General features: G+C 67.7%; 15 protein-coding genes. 7 read left to right on the top strand and 8 right to left on the bottom strand.

Annotation, left to right across the window (positions count from 1 at the left end; translation table 11 throughout):
* Nucleotides 1-55: 55 nt before the first annotated feature.
* Nucleotides 56-1,201: an efflux RND transporter periplasmic adaptor subunit gene (locus tag AC5P7F_RS10925; protein WP_014036886.1), complete on the bottom strand. Its 1,146-nt coding sequence runs from the start codon at nt 1,199-1,201 to the stop codon at nt 56-58.
* 205 nt (nt 1,202-1,406) lie between these two features.
* Here AC5P7F_RS10925 and AC5P7F_RS10930 point away from each other — a divergent pair, with 205 nt between their 5' ends.
* Entirely contained in the window at nt 1,407-1,796 is a 390-nt protein-coding gene (locus tag AC5P7F_RS10930) for a c-type cytochrome (RefSeq protein ID WP_014646842.1), read from the top strand.
* A 9-nt stretch (nt 1,797-1,805) separates the two neighbouring features.
* On the top strand, nt 1,806-2,267 hold the full coding sequence (locus AC5P7F_RS10935) for a c-type cytochrome (RefSeq protein ID WP_005416218.1): 462 nt from the start codon (nt 1,806-1,808) through the stop codon (nt 2,265-2,267).
* Nucleotides 2,268-2,421: 154 nt separating this feature from the next.
* On the opposite strand, the gene AC5P7F_RS10940 is transcribed toward AC5P7F_RS10935, so the two are convergent.
* Entirely contained in the window at nt 2,422-4,305 is a 1,884-nt protein-coding gene (locus AC5P7F_RS10940; protein ID WP_014646841.1) for an ATP-binding cassette domain-containing protein, read from the bottom strand.
* Between the two features lie 356 nt (nt 4,306-4,661).
* A complete protein-coding gene (locus AC5P7F_RS10945) occupies nt 4,662-5,537 on the bottom strand; it encodes a LysR substrate-binding domain-containing protein (RefSeq protein ID WP_014646840.1) in 876 nt (291 codons plus the stop codon).
* A gap of 101 nt (nt 5,538-5,638) precedes the next feature.
* Here AC5P7F_RS10945 and AC5P7F_RS10950 point away from each other — a divergent pair, with 101 nt between their 5' ends.
* Complete coding sequence (locus AC5P7F_RS10950; protein WP_032960449.1) at nt 5,639-6,718, top strand: YeiH family protein; 1,080 nt, start codon at nt 5,639-5,641, stop codon at nt 6,716-6,718.
* 184 nt (nt 6,719-6,902) lie between these two features.
* The gene (gene dbpA, locus AC5P7F_RS10955; protein WP_014646838.1) at nt 6,903-8,279 is read left to right on the top strand and encodes an ATP-dependent RNA helicase DbpA; all 1,377 of its coding nucleotides are present in this window, start codon (nt 6,903-6,905) and stop codon (nt 8,277-8,279) included.
* Nucleotides 8,280-8,453: 174 nt separating this feature from the next.
* On the opposite strand, the gene AC5P7F_RS10960 is transcribed toward dbpA, so the two are convergent.
* The 4 genes from AC5P7F_RS10960 to AC5P7F_RS10975 form a co-directional block, all read right to left on the bottom strand.
* Entirely contained in the window at nt 8,454-8,990 is a 537-nt protein-coding gene (locus AC5P7F_RS10960; protein ID WP_049405272.1) for an adenine phosphoribosyltransferase, read from the bottom strand.
* A gap of 613 nt (nt 8,991-9,603) precedes the next feature.
* Nucleotides 9,604-11,169: a protein adenylyltransferase SelO family protein gene (locus tag AC5P7F_RS10965; protein WP_164077978.1), complete on the bottom strand. Its 1,566-nt coding sequence runs from the start codon at nt 11,167-11,169 to the stop codon at nt 9,604-9,606.
* Between the two features lie 32 nt (nt 11,170-11,201).
* Nucleotides 11,202-11,891: a glutathione S-transferase family protein gene (locus tag AC5P7F_RS10970; protein WP_014646835.1), complete on the bottom strand. Its 690-nt coding sequence runs from the start codon at nt 11,889-11,891 to the stop codon at nt 11,202-11,204.
* Nucleotides 11,892-12,080: 189 nt separating this feature from the next.
* On the bottom strand, nt 12,081-12,290 hold the full coding sequence (locus AC5P7F_RS10975) for a cold-shock protein (RefSeq protein WP_005416210.1): 210 nt from the start codon (nt 12,288-12,290) through the stop codon (nt 12,081-12,083).
* Nucleotides 12,291-12,593: 303 nt separating this feature from the next.
* Here AC5P7F_RS10975 and AC5P7F_RS10980 point away from each other — a divergent pair, with 303 nt between their 5' ends.
* Nucleotides 12,594-13,082, top strand: a complete 489-nt coding sequence (locus AC5P7F_RS10980; RefSeq protein ID WP_014646834.1) for a YaiI/YqxD family protein — start codon at nt 12,594-12,596, stop codon at nt 13,080-13,082.
* A 13-nt stretch (nt 13,083-13,095) separates the two neighbouring features.
* On the opposite strand, the gene AC5P7F_RS10985 is transcribed toward AC5P7F_RS10980, so the two are convergent.
* Entirely contained in the window at nt 13,096-13,965 is an 870-nt protein-coding gene (locus AC5P7F_RS10985) for a pseudouridine synthase (protein ID WP_014646833.1), read from the bottom strand.
* Nucleotides 13,966-14,089: 124 nt separating this feature from the next.
* Between AC5P7F_RS10985 and AC5P7F_RS10990 the strand changes: the two genes are divergently transcribed.
* Complete coding sequence (locus tag AC5P7F_RS10990) at nt 14,090-14,638, top strand: YaeQ family protein (protein WP_164077977.1); 549 nt, start codon at nt 14,090-14,092, stop codon at nt 14,636-14,638.
* Nucleotides 14,635-15,819, top strand: a complete 1,185-nt coding sequence (locus AC5P7F_RS10995) for a BaiN/RdsA family NAD(P)/FAD-dependent oxidoreductase (RefSeq protein WP_046430176.1) — start codon at nt 14,635-14,637, stop codon at nt 15,817-15,819. Before AC5P7F_RS10990 ends, AC5P7F_RS10995 begins: the two co-directional genes overlap by 4 nt.
* The last annotated feature ends 11 nt before the right edge of the window (nt 15,820-15,830 follow it).

The following is a 15,830-nucleotide window of genomic DNA, read 5'->3' on the forward strand; positions in this document are numbered from 1 at the left end:
CCGCCGGCGGCGCCGTCGCTCGCCGGCGAGGCACCGTGGTCGTGGCCCGGGGCGGTCATTGCTTGCTCCCGGCCTTGTCTGCGGGCTTGGCGGCCGCAGCGACCGTCTTCGCCTTCGGATCGGCAATCACCTGCACCGTGGTGCCGTCGCGCAGGGCGACCTTGCCGGCGGTGACCACCTGATCACCGGCCGCCAGGCCATCACGGATCTCCACCCACGGGCCCTCGGCGTAACCCAGCTTGACCGGAACGCGTGCGACCTTGCCTTCGCGCACGCGGAACACCGCCGGCTCACCGTCGTCGAGCAACGCCAGGCGCGGTACGACCAGCGCATCGGCACGCTGGTCGTAGTCGATGCGGATGCGACCGAACATGCCGGGCTGCAGCGCGTGTGCGGCGCCGTCGAAGGCGCTGACCACGCGAAACGTGCCGCTGCCCGAATCCACCACCGGCGCGATGCGATCAACGGTACCGGTGAAGCTCTGCCCCGGCAGCGCGTCGGCCGCCAGCGTCACCGGCTGGCCGGCGCGCAGGGTGGCCAGTTCACGCTCGGGCACGTTGAGGGTCGCTTCCAGCCGCGAGTTGTCGACGATGCGGAAGATCGGCGTGTTGATCTGCACGAAGTTGCCGGTCTTGATCGAGCGCGATGCGATCACGCCGGAGATCGGCGCCACCACCGTGGTGTAGGACAGCTCCAGCGTGGCCAGCCGGTACTGCGCGCGGACGTTTTCCAGGTCGTAGCGCAGCTGGTCGACATCGGCGGCGCTGACCATCTGCTGGCCGACCAGCTTCTGTGCGCGCTGGTAATTGTTTTCCAGCTTGCGCATCTGCGCTTCGCTCTGTGCAACGGCCAGCCGTGCACGATCCGGGTCCAGCCGCACCAGCGGTTGGCCGGCGGTGACCCGCTGCCCTTCCTCGACCAGCACCGCCAGCGCCACGCCGGAGGTCTTGGCGACCACCTGCGACTCGGCGCGTGGTTCCAGCGCGGCCGTGCCGGTGTAGCTGGCCGCGACGGCACGATGGCTGGCCACCGCCACTTCGACCGGGACTGCGTCGACCTTCTTCTCCTCCTTGGTCTCGGCAGCCTTGGCTTCGGAATTGGGCCCTGCGGCGCAACCGCCCAGCAGCAGGGAGGTGGAGATCAGCAGTGCGGCAGCGCAGATTCCGCTGCGACGGCCGGACAGGAAGGTTGGGTGCGACATCGTCGGGTCCCTGAAGGATGCGTGGACAGGTGTGGTAGCAAAGTAATGCACCACTTCACGGCAACACCATATCCCAAAGGTCATGGTGCCTTCACGCCGCTGGTCGGCGCGCCCCCATTTCAGCTAGATGAAACCTGAGGCTATACTCGGGTCGTTCCGTACCCCACGCCGGAACGACCAGACCCGAATCCCCGGAAACGACACCATGCGCCCGCAGCCGCTCGCCGCTTGTCTCGCTCTGGCCGTCCTCCTGCCCCTTGGGGCCGCCGCACAGCCCGCTCCTGCTCCTGCCACACCCGCCCCGGCCCCGGCTCCCGCCGTTGCGCCAGCGCCCGCCGCACCCACCGGCAACTTCGACAATGGCCGCGTCCTGGCCTACACCTGCCAGGGCTGCCACGGGATCACCGGCTACAAGAACGCCTACCCCAGTTACCGGGTGCCGAAGATCGGCGGCCAGACCCAGCAGTATCTGGCCCAGGCCCTGACCGAGTACCGCCAGGGCAAGCGCCGGCATCCGACGATGCAGGCGCAGTCGATGAGTTTCAGCGAACAGGAGATCGCCGATCTCTCTGTTTACCTGTCCACCGTCAAGTAAGGCCCGCCCATGTCGAAAGCCGCGCATCCGATGCGTCACGCCATCGCCCTGTCCGTTGCCCTGCTGCTGGCCGCCTGCTCACAGTCGCAGGTGGAAAACAGCGAAAAATCGGCCGCCGACCCGGGCCATGCCAGCGGCGAGCACGGTTCATCGTCCTCCGCCGGCCTGCCGGCAGGTCGCGAGGCCGCCGGTGAAGCCCGCGCCAAGGTGAAGGGCAAAGCCACCAACCAGAGCTGCATCGACTGCCATGGGGCCGACGGCAATGCGCCGATCGATCCGACCTATCCGAAGCTGGGTGGGCAGTACGGTGACTACCTGGCGCACGCGCTGCAGGCCTACCGCGCCGGTGACCGCCAGCATGCGCTGATGACGCCGCAGGCGAAGGACCTGAGTGATCAGGACATCGCCGATCTGGCGGCGTACTTCGGCAGCCGGCCGAGCCAGCTGCGGGATCTGCACGGGGTCAAATGACGGCCGGCCCCCCGGTCGGTGCGGACCGTCGGTTGGTAGGTGCGGACCGTTGGTCCGCACAGATTCCGGATATCCACGCATGGCGTGGGTCTGCTGAGCCGGGCGTGGGCTCGGCTCTACATCAATCGGCGCGATCGCTGGCGCCGGTCAACGCTCAGCCTTCCAGCTCTTCCCAGCGCGCGTAAGCGGCATCCAGTTCGGCCTGCACCTTGGCCAGCTGCTGGGTGTGCGCCGTCACTTCAGCACTGCTGCGGGTGTAGAACGATGGGTCGTTCATCGCCGAGGTCAGCCCTTCGACATCGCCTTCCAGCTTCTCGATGGTCTTTGGCAGCTGCTCCAGCTCGCGCGCTTCCTTGTACGCCAGCTTGCGCTTGGGGGCTGCGGGAGTCGCGGCCGCAGCAGCGGCCGGTGCAGCAGTCGCCGGCTTGGCAGCCGGGGCCGCGGCAGGCGCAGCCACGCTGGCCGCATAGCGCTGCCAGTCGCTGTAGCCACCGACGTACTCGCCGATCACGCCGTCGCCTTCCATCACCAGCGTGGAGGTCACCACGTTGTCGATGAAGTCACGGTCGTGGCTGACCAGCAGCAGCGTACCGGTGTACTCGCCCAGCAGCTCTTCCAGCAGCTCCAGGGTTTCCACGTCGAGGTCGTTGGTCGGTTCGTCCATCACCAGCAGGTTGGACGGCTGCGCGAACAGCTTGGCCAGCAGCAGGCGGTTGCGCTCGCCACCGGACAGGCGGGTGATCGGCGCACGCGCGCGCTCGGGGGTGAACATGAAGTCCTGCAGGTAGGCATGCACGTGCTTGCGCTTGCCGTTGAACTCGAGGAAATCGCGGCCTTCGGCCACGTTCTCGATCGCGCTCCAGTCTTCGCGCAGCACCGCGCGGTACTGGTCGAAATAGGCGATCTGCAGGTTGGTGCCCGCATTGACCTCACCCTTGGCCGGCTGCAGTTCGCCCAGCAGCAGCTTCAGCAGCGTGGTCTTGCCGCTGCCGTTGGGGCCGATCAGGCCGATGCGGTCGCCACGCAGGATGGTGGTGGTGAAATCGCGGACCATGGTGCGCTCGCCGAAGGCGAACGAAATGTCCTTGACGTCGATGACCTTCTTGCCGGAGCTGACGCCCTGCGCAGCTTCCATCTTGACGTTACCGCTGAGGTCGCGGCGCTGCGAGCGTTCGGTGCGCATCGCCTTGAGGCGGCGCACGCGGCCTTCGTCGCGGGTACGGCGCGCCTTGATGCCTTGGCGGATCCAGACTTCTTCCTGCGCCAGCAGCTTGTCGAAGCGGGCATTTTCCTGCGCCTGCGCGTTGAGGCGTTCCTCGCGGCGGCGCTCGTAGTTGGCCCAGTCGCCCGGCCAGCTGGTCACCTGGCCGCGGTCGATCTCGACGATGCGGGTGGCCAGCGCACGCAGGAAGCGGCGGTCATGGGTGACGAACACCACGCTGCCGCTCCAGCCCTTCAGGAACGCTTCGAGCCAGTCGATGGCTTCGATGTCCAGGTGGTTGGTCGGTTCGTCCAGCAGCAGCACGTCCGGGCTGGAGACCAGTGCACGGGCCAGCAGCACGCGGCGCTTCATGCCGCCGGACAGGCGGCCGAATTCGGCATCGCCGTCCAGGTCGAGCTTGGTCAGCGTTTCGCTGACACGCTGGTCCAGGCCCCAGCCGTTGGCGGCATCGATCTTGGCCTGCACATTGCCGAGGGCTTCACCATCGAAGACCTCGGCATGGCTGAGATGGTGGAACTCGGCCAGCCACTGGCCCAGTTCACCGAGGCCATCGGCAACGACGTCGAACACCGAGCCGGCGGCGCCGTGTGGCACTTCCTGCTCCAGGCGGGTGACGCGCACGCCCTGCTGCACGCGGACTTCGCCGTCATCGGGCTTGTGGTCGCCCGACAGCAGCTTGAGCAGGGTGGATTTGCCGGCGCCGTTGCGGCCGATCAGGGCGATGCGTTCGCCCGGCTCGATCGACAGTTCGGCCTTTTCCAGCAACAACGGGCCGCCGACGCTGAAGTCGACGTTCTGCAGAGTAATCAGAGGCATCCGGATATTGTACGGGTTGGGGGCGTCGGGCGGGTTGCACCCGGCACCCGCGGTAGTGCCGGCCGCTGGCCGGCAACCTCAACGGCAACGTCAAAAGCTGGTTTCCTGTGGGATGGCGGGATGGGTCCGGTCGCGGGGGACGCCGTAAACCCGTCCCTGGGGGCTTGGCCGCGGCATCCATGCCGCGGACACCCCCGCAACCGGACCCATCCCGCCTTCGATAGATTCCTGCAATCTGTCGGAACTACATTCTGCTCTGGTGGGTGTCGACCTTGGTCGACACGGTAGATCCACGCCATGCGTGGATGAGCGCTACAAGAAGGGTCGATGGATGGAATCGACTGGAAATCTGATGGCTACCCCACCTCCCCCAGCAACGCCTGCAACCCCGGCAGCCATTGCTTGCCGGGGTGGCGCACCAGCCACAGGGTGCGCTGCAGGGCCGGCAGCGGAGTCTCGAGCACGCGCAGGCGGCCCAGGGCCAGCGGCTCTTCCAGCGCGTGGCGCGACAGGCAGGCCAGGCCGAGGCCGGCGATGGCGGCCTGCTTGATCGCTTCGGTATTGCCCAGCTGCAGGGTCTGCGCGAAGCCACGCAGGTGCGGCAGCAGGGCCTGTTCCACGGCTTCGCGGGTGCCGGAGCCAGGCTCACGCAGCAGCCAGCGTGCTCGGCGCAGTTCATCCAGCGACCAGCGTGCGCGGGCATCGGCGGCAGCCACGATCACCAGTGGGTCCTGCTGCCAGGCGGTCACCTGCAGGCCACGCTCATGGCACGGGCCTTCGATCAGGCCGGCGTCGACGTCCAGGCGCTGTACCGCGGCGACCACGCCGGCACTGTTGTCGATGCGCAGATCGACCTCGGCCTGCGGCGCCTGCCGCAGCAGTTCGGCGATGCGTGGCGGCAGCAGGTAGTTGCCGATGGTGGTACTGGCGGCCAGCACCAGCCGTAGCGGTGCGCCCTGCGACGGGTCGCCGCCGGCGGCCAGCTGCCGCTCCAGATCGGCGGCGTTGACCAGCAAGGTGCGCGCCGGCTCCAGCAGCGCGCGGCCGTGCCCGTTCAGCGCCAGGCGGCGGCCGATGCGGTCGAACAGCGGGGTGCCGAAGTGCGCCTCCAGCTCCTGCAGGGCGGCGCTGCTGGCCGACTGCGAGAGCGCGACGGCCTGGCCGGCGGCAGTGGTGGTGCCATGGTCGGCGATGGCGACGAAGACCTGCAGCTGGCGCAAGGTCAGGCGCATGGAATGTACCCGCTTTATAGGTAGGTTTCACCCATATTATTCGTTTTACAGGTCAGTGACACAGGCGCACGCTTGGCCCATCACTCCAGTCCTGTCGCGCCATGAACGCCACCGCTCTCTCCTCCTGGTCCCTGCCCGCCCTGCGCCAACGCTGGCAGCCTCGCCTGCCCGGCCTGCTGCTGGTGGGCCTGATCGCGGCGGCGTCGCTGTACCTGGCCCAGCTTCCCTGGCTCCAGGCGCATGGCCTGAGCGCGCTGACCGTGGCCATCGTCGCCGGCATCGTGGTCGGCAACACCCTTTACCCGCGGCTGGCGCCGAGCAGCGCGGCCGGTGTCGGCTTCTCCAAGCACTGGCTGTTGCGCGCCGGCATCGTGCTGTACGGCCTGCGCCTGACCTTCCAGGACATCGGCCACGTCGGCGTGGCCGGCGTGCTGATGGACGTGCTGGTGGTCGCCAGCACCTTCGGGCTGGCCTGCTGGCTGGGCATGCGCGTGTTCAAGATGGAGCGCGAAGCGGCGATGCTGATCGGCGCCGGCAGCGCGATCTGCGGCGCGGCGGCGGTGATGGCCGCCGAGCCGGTGGTGCGCGGCCGCGCTGCGCAGGTCACCGTCGCGGTCTCTACGGTGGTGGTGTTCGGCACGCTGGCGATGTTCCTTTACCCGGCGTTGTATGCACTGGTGCAGTCGCACGGCTGGCTGGCAATGGACGCGCGGCAGTACGGCCTGTTCACCGGTGCGACGGTGCATGAAGTGGCACAGGTGGTGGCGGCAGGCCGCGCGGTCAACGAAGCAGCGGCCGACACGGCGGTGATCACCAAGATGGTGCGGGTGATGCTGCTGGCGCCGTTCCTGGTCGCGCTGTCGCTGTGGCTGGCGCGTGGCGGCAAGGCCAGCGCCGACGGCAGCAAGGCGCGCATCGTGGTGCCGTGGTTCGCTTTTGGTTTCGTGGCGGTGGCCGGGTTCAACTCGCTGCATCTGCTGCCGGCGGGCCTGCAGGCGGGGCTGGTGCAGCTGGATACCGTGCTGCTGGCGATGGCGATGGCCGCGCTGGGCCTGACCACCCACGTCTCGGCGCTGCGCCAGGCCGGGCTGAAGCCGCTGCTGCTGGCGCTGATCCTGTTCGCCTGGCTGCTGTTCGGTGGCCTGGCGATCCATCAGGGTGTACTGGCGGTGCTTGGCTGAGCAGGAGCGTGCCGACCCAGGTCGGCATCCACCCGTAGATCCACGCCATGCGTGGACGCCCCCCGGGTATATTCACGCCCTGCGTGGATGACGACTCCGATGGGGTCGGAGCCCTTTCCTGCGGAAAGGGATTCGACCCCATCCGATCAGGCGGGACCGGCCGCGCAGGCAGGTACAATGCGCCATGACTGACTTCTCGACCCTGCCGCTGAGCCCGGCCCTGCAGCCCGGCCTGGATGCCCTCGGCTACACCACCCTCACCCCCGTGCAGGCGCAGAGCCTGCCGGCCATCCTCGATGGCCGTGATGTGATCGCACAGGCGCCCACCGGCAGCGGCAAGACCGCCGCCTTCGGCCTGGGCCTGCTGCAGGCCATCGACCCCAGCCTGATCCGCGTGCAGGCGCTGGTGCTGTGCCCGACCCGCGAACTGGCCGACCAGGTCGGCAAGCAGATCCGCAAGCTGGCCACCGGCATCCCCAACCTGAAGCTGTTGCTGCTGGTGGGCGGCGTGCCGCTGGGCCCGCAGCTGGCCTCGCTTGAAGGCCACGATCCGCATGTGGTGGTCGGCACGCCCGGCCGCGTGCAGGAGCTGGCACGCAAGCGCGCGCTGAACCTGGGCGCGGTGCGCACGCTGGTGCTGGACGAGGCCGACCGCATGCTCGACATGGGCTTCGAGGAGCCGATCCGCGAGATCGCCGGCCGCACCCATAGGGACCGCCAGAGCCTGCTGTTCTCCGCCACCTTCCCCGACAGCATCCGCGCCATGGCGCGTGACCTGCTGCGCGACGCGGTGGAAGTGACCGTGGAAGGCGCCGACCAGGCACCGGCCATCCGCCACCTGTTCTGCGAGGTGGAACCGGCGCATCGCCAGAAGGCGCTGGCCGGCCTGCTGCTGAAGTACACGCCGGAATCGGCGGTCGTGTTCTGCAACACCCGCAAGGACGTGGACGAAGTGGCCAACTCGCTGCAGCAGTTCGGCTTCTCCGCACTGGCCCTGCACGGCGACATGGAGCAGCGCGACCGCGAGGAAGTGCTGTTGCTGCTGGCCAACCGCAGCTGCAACGTGCTGGTCGCCAGCGACGTCGCCGCGCGCGGCCTGGACGTGGAAGAGCTGGCGGCGGTGATCAACTACGAACTGCCGACCGACGTGGAGAGCTACCAGCACCGCGTGGGCCGTACCGGGCGCGCCGGTGCCAGCGGCCTGGCGATCAGCCTGGTGGCCGGCCGCGAGAAGACCCGCGCCGACGCCATCGAAGCGCAGATGGGGCAGCCGCTGGACTGGCAGAAGACGCCGCTGGCAACCTCGCGCCCGGCCGAACTGCCGCAGGCCGCGATGCGCACGCTGCGCATCGACGGTGGCAAGACCGACAAGCTGCGCCCGGGCGACATCCTCGGTGCGCTGACCGGTGATGCCGGCCTGTCGAGCAAGTTCATCGGCAAGATCGCGATCTTCCCGACCCGCTCCTATGTGGCGATCGCGCGTGAGCAGGCCAACAAGGCCGTGGCCAAGCTGGAAGCCGGCAAGATCAAGGGCCGTCGTTTCCGCGTGCGGATGATGTGATTGAAGCAGCGTTGCCAACTACGGTTGGTAACGATCTGGCCTGGTAGCGGCCAACCTTGGTTGGCCCGTCCATGGCACCCGTCGCGAAAAGTGCTGCCAACCAAGGTTGGCAACGACCGGCTCCCGGCCATTCGCGCTGGCAGGTGCCAACCCTGGTTGGCACCCACCCTTCGGTCAGAACACCAGTTCGGTGTGCAGCGGCAGGTCCGATTCCCAGCGGGCGCGACCTCCGAGGCCGTCCAGTTCGACCAGTACACCGGCGCCGACCACTTCAACGCCCAGGCGGCGCACCAGCGACAGCGCAGCGACCAGCGTGCCGCCGGTGGCCAGCACGTCGTCGATGATCACCACGCGGGCGCCGGCCGGCAGCGCATCGGCATGCACTTCGATGCAGTCGCTGCGGTATTCCAGCGTGTATTCCTCGCGCAGGACCTGGCCCGGCAGCTTGCCCGGCTTGCGCACCGGCACGAAGCCGACGCCCAGCTCCAGCGCCATCGCGGCACCGAGGATGAACCCACGCGATTCGATGCCGACCACTGCGTCCAGCTTCTGGTCGCGCCAACGGTCGGCCATCGCGGTGATCGCGCCGCGGAAATCCTCGCCATGGGCGAGCAGCGGCATGATGTCCTTGAACAGGATGCCGGGCTTGGGGAAGTCGGCGATGTCGCGCAGGCGGGAGGCCCACTGCGGAGCGACGATGGCGTCGGTCATGTCACATTGGCTATCTGATGGCGGCATAGGGTACCTGTTCCGGGCGCCGCCTGCCTGCTGGTGGTGTCCGGCCGGGCTGCGCCCGGCATCTGCGGTAGTGCCGGCCGCTGGCCGGCAACCTCAACAGCAACGGCAACGGCAACGGCAACGGCAACAGCAACAGCCTGGATTCCGGGGGATGGCGGGGCGGGTCCGGTTGCGGGGGACGCCGTAAATACGTCCGTGTAGGCTCGGTCGCGCCATCCATGGCGCTCACGCCCCCGCAACCGGACCCACCCCGCCTTCGACAGTTTCCTGCGACCTGTCGGGCAGCTCGTGGGGTCAGATCCGTTTTACGAAGGAAAACGGATCTGACCCCGGAATTTCATTCGATATCTGACAGATGTGTCGACCAAGGTCGACACCTACCCACAGCCGCGGGAATCTGTCGGAGGTGGGGCGGTGTCGGAGTGCGGGGTGTCAGCCGCATGGATGCGGCTGCCAAGCTTACAGGGACGTACTTGCAGCGTCCCCGCACTCCGACACCGCCCCGCCAAACCACGGAATCCGCTTTTGCTCTGGCTGTTGATCTGGCCTCCGCAGGTGCAGGGCGCAGCCCTGCCGAAACCCACCCTCAGGAACTGCAGGACAGCATCGAGCAACCGGCGCGATTGTCGGCCCACGCCGGGCGCTTGCCAGCGAAGTGTTCCAGGCCGGCACGCTCGGTGTACGGGTCGCGCAGCACGTCCTGCAGTGCATGGACGCCGCCGAGATCCCCCTGCTCTGCGCGGTCGATCGCTTCCTGGGCCAGCCAGTTGCGCAGCACGTACAGCGGGTTGGCCGCTGCCATCTTCGCCTGGCGTTCGCTGGCCGCCAGCGGATCGCGGCGCAGGCGCGCTGCGTAGTCCTGCAGCCAGTGCTGCAGCGGTGCCTGCACTGCCTGTCGCCGCGCCTCGTCGTAGTACGCCGCGTCCAGAACCGTCGCATCTGCTGCCGCCGGGTCGATGCGCATCAGTGCGCGCCAAGCCAGGGTCATGTCCATTGCGCCCTCCTGCATCAGCTGTTGCCAGCGCTGGTAGAGCTGCAGGTCATCATCGTCGGCAGCAGCCAGCCCCAGCTTCGCTGCAGCATCGCGACGCGTGCAGGCCACGAACGTGGACTGGTAAGCCGCCAGGCCTGCCTGCAGCGGTTCGACATCGGCGAACAGCGGCGACAGCGCCTGCGCCAATCGGCTCAGGTTCCAGTACGCCACCTGCGGCTGGGTGCCGAAGCGGTAGCGGCGCCCCTGGGCGTCGGTGGTGTTCGGCGTCCAGTCCGGATCGAAGTCCTCGACCCAGCCATAGGGGCCGTAATCCAGCGTCACACCGAGCACGGACAGGTTGTCGGTGTTCATCACGCCGTGCACGAAGCCGACACGCATCCAGTGCGCGATCATCTCGGCGGTGCGCACCGCGATCTGCGCGAACCAGTCGCCGTACAGCGCCTCGCCCTGCCCCTGCAGTTCGGGGAAGTCGCGGGCGATGCAGGCATCCACCAGCTGCTGCAGCAGGGCGGTTTCACCGCGCGAGGCCGGCAGTTCGAACGAACCGAAGCGCAGGAACGACGGCGAGACCCGGCATACGATGGCGCCTGGCTCGGCACGCGGATGGCCGTCATAGAACATGTCGCGCACCACGTCCTCACCGGTGCCGACCAGTGACAACGCGCGCGTAGTCGGCACGCCAAGGTGATGCATCGCCTCGCTGCACAGGAATTCGCGGATCGATGAGCGCAGCACTGCCCGTCCATCGGCCCCCCGCGAGTACGGCGTTGGGCCGGCCCCCTTCAACTGCAGCTCCCAGTGCTGGCCATCCGGCGCAACCAGCTCACCCAGCGAAATCGCACGCCCGTCGCCGAGCTGGCCGGCCCAGTGGCCAAACTGATGGCCACCGTAGTTGGCTGCCCACGGTTGCATGCCGGCGTACAGCGCATTGCCGCCGAATACCTGCGCGAAACCTTCGCTTTCGACTTCAGCGGTATCGAAGCCAAGCATTTCGGCGACGTCCGGCGCCCAGGCCAACAGCGTGGGCGCCGTCACCGGGGTCGGCATCACGGGCGACCAGGCGGCGCCCAGCACTTCGCGCCTGCGCGGGCCGGATTCGGGGTCGCCCGGCAGGGTGTGCAGCAGGCGGTTGTCGAAACGGGGAGTGTCGGTATCCATGGTGCTGGAGATGAGGGCGACGGCCGCCCTCCTCAATTGCCGCCGAGCGCCTGCAGGTGGCCGCCGTGGGCCTCGGCACGCTGGTAGGCCGGGCGTTCACCGATACGCTTGAGGAAGCCACGCAGTGCCGGTTTGTCGTCCAGGCCACCACCGCGCGCGGCAGCGGCCTGGATCGGGAAGCTCATCTGGATGTCGGCCGCACTGAAACGCTCGCCGGCAAACCACGGGCTTTCGGCCAGGCGGCGCTCCATCCAGTCCAGGTGCAGGCGCCGCTGCGGGCCGATGAAGCCGCGCTCGGCCTTGTCGGCAATGCTGCGTGCGATCGGGCGCGCGAAGAACGGCATCGGCGCGTTGCGTATGCGGCCCATCACCAGGGTCAGCAGCAACGGTGGCATCGCCGAGCCTTCGGCGTAGTGCAGCCAGTAGCGGTAAGCGATGCGTTCGGCCCCGTCTGCCGGCATCGGTGACGGCGACAGCTGGCGTTGCGTGTCGTAACGGTCAGCGAGGTAGTCGAGGATCGCGCCGGACTCGGCCAGTACCAGCTCACCATCCTGCAGTACCGGCGACTTGCCGAGCGGATGCACGTTGCGCAGTTCCGGCGGCGCCAGCAGCGTCTTCGGATCGCGCGGATAGCGGCGCAGTTCGTAGTCCAACCCCAGCTCCTCCAGCATCCACAGCACGCGCAGCGAACGGGAGTTTTCCAGATGGTGGACGATGCGCATGGGGGTGATCCCTTGGGGAGACGCGCATCGTACCGCGCCGGCTGCATGTCCTTTGTAGAGTCGAGCCATGCTCGACTGTCTTTGGGCGCAGTCCAGCATGGCTCGACTCTACAAAAAAAACGGCGGGCAATAAAAAACGCCGGAAGCTTTCGCTTCCGGCGTTCTGGCTACCCAACGGTAGCAGACGGATTAGACCGCCTGCACCTGGTCAGCCTGCATGCCCTTCTGACCCTGGACGGCGATGAAGGTAACCTTCTGGCCTTCCTGCAGGGTCTTGAAGCCGGTGCCCTGGATCGCGCGGAAGTGCACGAACAGGTCCGGGCCGCTTTCCGGGGTGATGAAGCCGAAGCCCTTGGCGTCGTTGAACCACTTGACGGTACCGGTCTGACGTTCAGACATTTTTACTAACTCCTGAAACACATGTTGAAAAAAATCGCAGCCACCGGGTATCGGGGCCGAGACTGAGTTGCAGGCGTTGGTAAAGCGGATCGATGAGCGGATCGTGAGATCAACTGCACCAGGCCACGATTCACGGTGACCCTAGCAAACACAGTGGGTCGCACGATACGCGTGTTTTCTGCAAAAAGCGATAGCCCCGACGTTCATGGGAATACGTCACCCGCTAGGCGTGACAAGGGTTGGCAGCCTCTCGCGGCTAACTCCGAGTCCCCATTCAGGTTTTTCCTACCCTACACTGGGTAAATGACTGAAGCTGAAACCCCCGCTGAACACGCCTCTCCCCGCATCTGGGTGGATGCGGACGCCTGTCCCACCGTCATCCGCGACATCCTGTTCCGTGCGGCTGAACGGGTCGGGATCGAACTGACCCTGGTCGCCAACCAGTGGATCCGCACCCCGCCCTCGCGCTGGCTGCGCTCGATCCAGGTGCCGCAGGGGCTGGACGTGGCCGACAGCGCCATCGTCGAGCGGGTCGCCGCGGGGGACCTGGTGGTCACCCAGGACATCCCGCTGGCCGCGCTGGTGCTGGAGAAGCAGGCCGTCGCGCTGAACCCGCGCGGCCAGTTGTACACACCGAACAACATGGCCGAGCGACTGTCGATGCGCAATTTCATGGAGGAACTGCGCGGCGCCGGGGTCCAGACCGGCGGACCGCCGCCCCTGGGCCCCCGCGACCGGCAGCTGTTCGCCGCCGAGCTGGACCGCTGGCTGGCGCGACGCCCGGCCCGCTGAGCGCCTGGCCGCCCTAAGCCGGAAGGCTCAGGCTGCGGCCGCTGCTGAACATCCGTCGTGCACCACTCAACGGGTCATCGAAAGCCAGGGCCCGCGCCAGCAGCTGCAGCGGCGCCTCGGCTACGTCCGGTGCCCGTTGCCGAAGCTGCGGGTACAGGTCGTCACCCATGATCGGCGCCCCCAGCATGGCCATGTGCACGCGCAGCTGATGCTTGCGGCCGGTTTCCGGCAGCAGCCGGTAGCGCCAGATCGGCCCTTCGGCCTCGATCAGCTCGATCCGGCTGCGCGCATTGGCTTCGCCGGGCACTTCGGCCATGCGGAAGAACGGCTCGCCCGGCACCAGGCGGCTGTACCGCTGCAGCGGAAACTCCCGCCCCGGCAGCGCCGGTGCCAAGGCCTCATAGGTCTTTTCGATGCGCCGCTCACGGAACAGGCGCTGGTAAGCATCGCGCGACGCACGCTGGGTCGAGAACAGCACCAACCCGGCCGTCAGCCGATCCAGCCGGTGCAGCGGCACCAGATCGGCATTGCCGGTGCGGGCGACCAGCCGCGCCAGCAGCGTCTCGCGTACATGCCCGCCCGCCGGTGTCACCGGCAGGAAATGCGGCTTGTCGGCCACCAGCAGGTGCGCATCCAGATGGACGATGGTTTCGGTGAAGGGGATCACCGGTTCGTCGGCCACCTCGCGGAAGTACTGGATGTCCAGCCCGACCTGCCAGGGCATGTCCGCAGTGAGCGCCCTGCCCTGTGCGTCCAGCACGCGGCCGCGCGCGAAGCGATCCTGCCATTGCGCGCGCGCGATGCGCGGAAAACGTGCACACAGGCCATCCAGCAGGGTGGCCCAGGGGCCGGGCGGCAGCTGCAACCGGCTGGGCAAGCTCATGGCGTCCACTCCGGCCACGGGAAAGAGCGCAAGAGTGCCACCGTTGACGGTGCGCAGACAGTCCGGCCACGGACACCCCCGGAGCAAACCTCTATCATTGTCCTCTTTAGTCCACGGATCCCCCATGGCTCTTACCGCCACCATCCGCAAGGCCGAACTGCAGATCAGCGACATGGATCGCGGCTACTACGCGACCCACAACCTGACCCTGGCCCAGCATCCGTCCGAGACCGACGAGCGCCTGATGGTGCGCCTGCTCGCCTTCGCGCTGAACGCCGGCGATCGCCTGGAGTTCGGCCGCGGCCTGAGTACCGATGACGAGCCCGATCTGTGGGAACACGACTACACCGGCGACATCCTGCAGTGGATCGACCTGGGCCATCCGGACGAATCGCGCATCCGCAAGGCCAGCAATCGCAGCCGCCAGGTGCAGGTGGTCAACTACGGCGGCAACGCCTCGGAGATCTGGTGGGGCAAGCAAGGCAAGGGTCTGGCGCGCTTCGACAATCTTTCGGTGGTCGCTCTGGACGGCGAATTCGTCGAGCGCTGGGGCCAGCAGATCCAGCGTGCCATGCGTTGGAGCGTGCTGATCCAGGACGGCGAAGTGCAGCTGCTCAACGACCAGATCCAGCTCGACGTGATCCCGGACTGGCGCAAGCGCGCCAAGGCATGAGCACCATCCGTTGCGATGTGGTGGTCATCGGTGCCGGCGCAGCCGGGCTGATGACCGCGATCACTGCCGGCCAGCGCGGCCGCCAGGTGCAGGTGATCGACCATGCCAACAAGGTCGGCAAGAAGATCCTGATGTCCGGCGGTGGCCGCTGCAACTTCACCAACACCGGCACCACCCCGGCCAACTTCCTGTCGGCCAACCCGCACTTCTGCAAGTCGGCGCTGGCCCGCTACACGCCCTGGCATTTCATCGAGCTGGTGCACAAGCACGGCATCGCCTATCACGAAAAGGAACTGGGGCAGCTGTTCTGCGATATCTCGTCCAAGCAGATCGTGAAGATGCTGGTGGACGAGTGCCAGGCGGCCGGCGTACAGATCCGTACCGACTGCAGCGTGCAGCGCATCGAGCACGGCAGCGATGGTTTCCGCGTGCACACCACCCAGGGCCTGTTCCATTGCGCCTCGCTGGTGGTTGCCACCGGTGGCCTGTCGATTCCCAGCATGGGGGCCAGCGGTTTTGGCTATGAGGTGGCCCGCCAGTTCGGCCACCAGGTACTGCCGACCCGCGCCGGGCTGGTGCCGTTGACCCTCAGCGGCAAGCACCAGGAGCGGCTGGCCGACCTCAGCGGCGTCGCACTGCCGATCGAGGCGCGCTGCAACGGAAAGAGTTTCCAGAACTTCATGCTGCTGACCCACCGTGGCGTAAGCGGCCCGGCCATCCTGCAGATTTCGTCGTTCTGGCAGCCCGGCGATGCGCTGGAGCTGGACCTGTTGCCGGGCCAGGATGCCGGCGAGTGGTTGCGCCAGATGAAGCGCGACCGCCCGGCCGCCGAGCTGCGCACGGTGCTGGGCGAGGTACTGCCGAAGCGGCTGGCGCAACGCCTGTGCGAGCACTGGCTGCCCGACCGGCCCGTGCGCCAGCTGGACGAGCCGGTGCTGCGCCAGGCCGCGCAGCTGCTGGGCGCATTCCCGCTGGTGGCCAGCGGCACCGAAGGCTACCGCACCGCCGAGGTCACCCTGGGCGGCGTGGACACCGCCGAAGTGTCATCCTCGACGATGGAATCCAAGCGCGTGCCCGGCCTGCACTTCGTTGGCGAGGTGCTGGACGTGACCGGCTGGCTGGGCGGCTACAACTTCCAATGGGCCTGGGCCAGCGGCCACGCAGCGGGCGGCGTGGTGTGAACCACTTCGCC

The organism is Stenotrophomonas sp. YJH_SMC_105-26 (assembly GCF_059368915.1).